This is a genomic window from Methanospirillum sp., assembly GCF_028679455.1.
In the GTDB taxonomy this organism is placed as follows: Archaea; Halobacteriota; Methanomicrobia; order Methanomicrobiales; family Methanospirillaceae; genus Methanospirillum.
Genome location: NZ_JAJRBM010000202.1, coordinates 1 through 4259, shown reverse-complemented (window position 1 = coordinate 4259; position 4259 = coordinate 1). Strand labels below are relative to the sequence as shown.

The window sequence follows — 4259 nt, the reverse complement described above, 5'->3', positions numbered from 1 at the left end:
GAAATATTTTATTCATCCTGCAGAATGATGAACCGTTGCAAAATGCTTCTCTAATCGAGATTTACGGGAGGGCTGCATCGATTGCTCTCCAGAGGTATGTAGATGAAGATGCATTCAAAAAGGGTGAATATCCGTATACAACATCTGATGATCATAAAACAGAATACTTGACCAGCATGACCGAATTTCTTCATCACGAGACGCATACAACCCGTGATCAGTTACCGACATCTCTGTAGACCTCCCCGAGGGAACGATCAAATTAATGGGAGTTATAAATTGGGGGATTTAATTCTCCGGGATCCTCCATATATACCCAGTACCCCCGTTGTGGGTCCAGTAACTCCTGCTCGTCTTTTCCCTTCTCAACCGGAACATCGTACTTTTGGGATTGTGCATTAAAGCCCAGAAGATACGACCAGCCCAACTCACCGAGCACAGCCCCTGGAGCAGCCTTACCTATGCCAGGAAAACTCACGAGATTCCAACCCGGTGATAGTGATCGGGACAGATTCCCTTCCAGACTGGTTGACGCAAATGGCAGAGGAATTTGAACATCTTTTACTGCATAGATCCATACCGCGGTGAGCGGATCAAAGGGGGTATCTTTGTTCACCCGTTTCCACTGCTCTGTTGTGCTGTCCCATGAATAGAGTGAATGGCTTGCTGTGTCCACACCGGCAAATATCCCCATGGTATCCTGACCCGGCTCGAGGGAGACCGGAACAGAGACCAGATTCCAACCCTGAACTAGGGTAAGGTTCTGATACTCAGGAGGGATGACAGCAACATAGTTTGGTTTGACAATATCTTCACACCCGTCTGCATCACAGACATGGAGTTTTGGACTATAGAAACCGGGGGATGCATAAGTGTGGAAGGGATTCTGCTCTGAAGTGGTCTGCCCATCACCAAAATCAATCGTCCATTGGTACGGGTTTCCGGATACTTTGTATGAAGTGGACAACGGGGTCAGCCCAATCCTGGGAAGCCCGGTCAGGTCATACCTGAGTTCCTGTTGCCCTGCTATCTTGACAGTCCGGGTTACCATACCGTGGCAGTCACCTTCGCCCCAGACGGTGAGCGAAACATTGTACACTCCATCCTGATCATACCGGTGCTCCATCCGTGCTTCAGTTCCGGTCACTCCGTCACCAAAATCCCATGAGCGTTTGGATTCATACCCACTCGTAGTATCGGTGAAGGTAATGGTGGCAGGTGCAACTCCGGATTCCGGATTTATCAGAAAGGAGGGTTGGGGGATACCATGAACAGAGATGTAGTCGGGTTTGGTAATATTTTCTTCATGATCGGTGTAACTAACCACCAGAGTCGGAGTATATATTCCGGGAAACCGATAACTGTGAAACGGATTTCTCTCTTCCGATGTTTCCCCGTCACCAAAGTCCCAACGTCTCTTCTCAGGGCTTCCTGACGATGACTCTGTAAACTGGACACTATGCGGGGCACATCCTTCCAGGGGTGTGCCAGAAAAATCCAGAGGCTTTTTAGGGTTTACCGAGACCTTGGTGCTTGCTTTTGCTGTACACCCACAGGTTCCCAGGACCGAGAGGGTGACATTATACTCACCTGGTTCATCATACCGGTGAGTAGGTCCCGCACTATCAGAAGTGGCTGAATCACCAAATTCCCAGAGGAATCTGAGTCCGTCCCCTGCATCAGTTCTGAACTTTACCGTCGCTTCGTCATTACCGGGGTCGGTATAGATCCGTGGGGACGTAACGGTGATATATCTAGGCTTAACCACGTCACTGCAGTACCCATTGTAACAGTAATGAAGCCCGAGATCATACCTGCCACCAACCCCATAACAATGAGAACCATGGGCATCAGGTGAGGTAACATCATCACCAAACATCCAGAGCCATGACTGGGGCTGACTTGTCATATCCATCTCAACACAGAGTGGAGCCATTCCACTCCGTGGAGACGCATTGAAATCAGGAGCATATCGCGAGGTAACATGAATATAATCAGACCGGGTCACCGTATAGGTTGCCCCATCAATGGAATAGGTCAGAGAAACGGTGTAATTGCCAGGCTGTGTATAGTAATGACCGGGATCCTGCTCGTATGAAGTAGTGCCATCACCAAAATCCCAGGCATAGGTATCTGCCTGGCCGGTAGCGATAAACTTGGTTGAAAGGGGGGCTACACCACCGAGATCTTCTGCGGTAAAATTGATCTCTTCACCTGAGGAGACCTCAATGTAATTGTATTTTGATATCTTATCACAGGCGCTGTCAGCACAATAGGTCAGGAGCGGTGAGTAATACCCGGATTGCTGATACTGGTGTACCGGATTCTTTTCACTGCTCTCCTGTCCGTCGTCAAAATCCCAGTGAAGCGTGGTTGGATTTCCAATGACAGAAAACTGCACGGTGAGAGGTACTGTTCCATTCAGGGGGGTGGCATCATAATCCACCCGAGTTACCGGGTCCTTAACCCGGATGTAATCCACTTTGGATACCTCACCTGTGTTCTGACCTGCAGAGTACTGTAGTTTCACCCAGTACGAACCCACGTTCTGATAACAATGAACCGGATTTTGTGAATTTGAAGTGGTACCATCACCAAAATCCCAGAAATATTCACCGAGCAGACCGTGTACGGTAAATGTGACACAGAGTGGGGCGTACCCATCAAGAGGTGATGCTGAAAAATCAACCGCCCCGTCTGCAGTCATAGTTCCGTTCTCAAAGGATGCTACCTGAGCACCAACCCCTGATCCCTGTTCATCAGCAAGGACGGATCCGGTTAGTGCCGATGATACCAGCACCATCATCAAGAAGTATACCAAGAACAGATTCAGATTTGTTCTCACACCGGGCGATCCAAACATATTCACCTGATAAGTATCAAAGGCAAAAAAGAAAAATATACGGGCATTGTTACATGGGTTTATGCTGACAGGTATCAGAACCAACTGTCAAGGGTTCGTTGTTTTCCCCGACCACTGATCTTTTCAAGCATCGGAGTGATCCGATCCTCAGAAAATCCATAATCACCACAGAGGAAGGAGATGATCTTATCATGATCAGGTTTTTTCCATTCAAGTGAGTAACTGCTTGAAACAGGTGGATGAAGGAAGAAGTCCCGGACAGGTTCTGGATCCAGATCAGGAAGTTTTGATACTACTGTTTGTTGGAATTCGCCCCCTTTCACCTTCTTTAACGCAGTTTTTGCACCAATTCCTGCTGCTCCTTCATTAAAATCGGTACCAACCAGGATAGCCACATCGATCAGTTCCTCGCGGGTGAGATCAAGTCCGGTGAGAACCTCATCAAGAATAACTGTTTCTGGCTGCACATTTACCATTCTGCCATGAAGTCGCCTTTTTCCAGACACCGTCAGGTTCCTCACCAGCAGCGGTGCCCCAAAAAGCAGGGTGTCATAATCCTGGGACGCAACATATCGGGCAGCACCAGTGTGAACCATGTGCGATGCTTCAGCCTCACCCTCCGAAGGTGCATCAAGGACAGGAATCCCAAGTAGATCCAGGAGTTCACGTGCTGAACAAAGAACCGCATCATCCAGTTTCGATGAAGCCATCGCATACCTGAATGCCCCGACAGTATCCCCTTCACGTTTTGCCTGTTCCCATTTCTCCTGTGCATCCGCTCTTATTGCACGTCGTTCTCCAATCGTCCGGCTTTTAAGCTCAGGGGGCTTGCCGTCAAATATCCAGACCGGCTGGATTCCCTGCTGAAGAAAATTGCAGGTCCGGTAAAAGATACCTGACAGATGGGAGGTTACCCGCCCATCCTGATCCATAAGCGGGGTTCCATCAGGCTGGCGGATGATTGAGAGAAACTGATACAATGCATTATATGCATCGACCGATGCAATCCCGGTTAGATCCTGAAATTCCACCTGATGTTTATAGGGAGAGATGATATCCCGTAATGCTACACCCATGATTTCTCCATGTAGCGACCCATTGATCGCAGCAGAGTAAGCCTGACCGCGGCATCTTGTTCCAAAAGATGGGAACCAAACCGCTGATAATCAGAGGTATGTAAGTAAACTCAGATATAGGAGTCAGGTCTAATCAGTATCATGCGCGGAGCCGAAACAACATCCATGAGCCATTCCAGTGAAAGATAGGGGATTGAAGATCCTTGGAAGATGGGATATGATTATCTACCAGCCAGCGTCTCCCTCTTAGGCACATGGAACCATCAGATAATCAATCACTATATATTCAAAATAAGAGAGGGAAAGAGTTGAATTCGGTT

General features: G+C 48.3%; 3 protein-coding genes. 1 reads left to right on the top strand and 2 read right to left on the bottom strand.

Annotated features, from left to right (window positions below; all coding sequences use genetic code 11):
• On the top strand, positions 1-239 hold a 239-nt coding region (locus LUQ50_RS06760; RefSeq protein ID WP_300038094.1), incomplete at its 5' end, for a hypothetical protein.
• Between the two features lie 23 nt (positions 240-262).
• Here LUQ50_RS06760 and LUQ50_RS06755 read toward each other — a convergent pair.
• Both LUQ50_RS06755 and fen read right to left on the bottom strand, forming a co-directional pair.
• Complete coding sequence (locus LUQ50_RS06755) at positions 263-2806, bottom strand: PKD domain-containing protein (RefSeq protein ID WP_300038091.1); 2544 nt, start codon at positions 2804-2806, stop codon at positions 263-265.
• Positions 2807-2937: 131 nt separating this feature from the next.
• Positions 2938-3939 carry a flap endonuclease-1 gene (gene fen, locus LUQ50_RS06750; protein WP_300038088.1) on the bottom strand — a complete coding sequence of 334 codons (1002 nt, stop codon included), beginning with the start codon at positions 3937-3939 and terminating at the stop codon, positions 2938-2940.
• Positions 3940-4259: the final 320 nt, after the last annotated feature.

Coding starts and splice junctions, on each gene's coding strand:
- LUQ50_RS06755 (WP_300038091.1), bottom strand. CDS start 2,806: ATGATGGTGCTGGTATCATCGGCACTAACCGGATCCGTCCTTGCTGAT.
- fen (WP_300038088.1), bottom strand. CDS start 3,939: ATGGGTGTAGCATTACGGGATATCATCTCTCCCTATAAACATCAGGTG.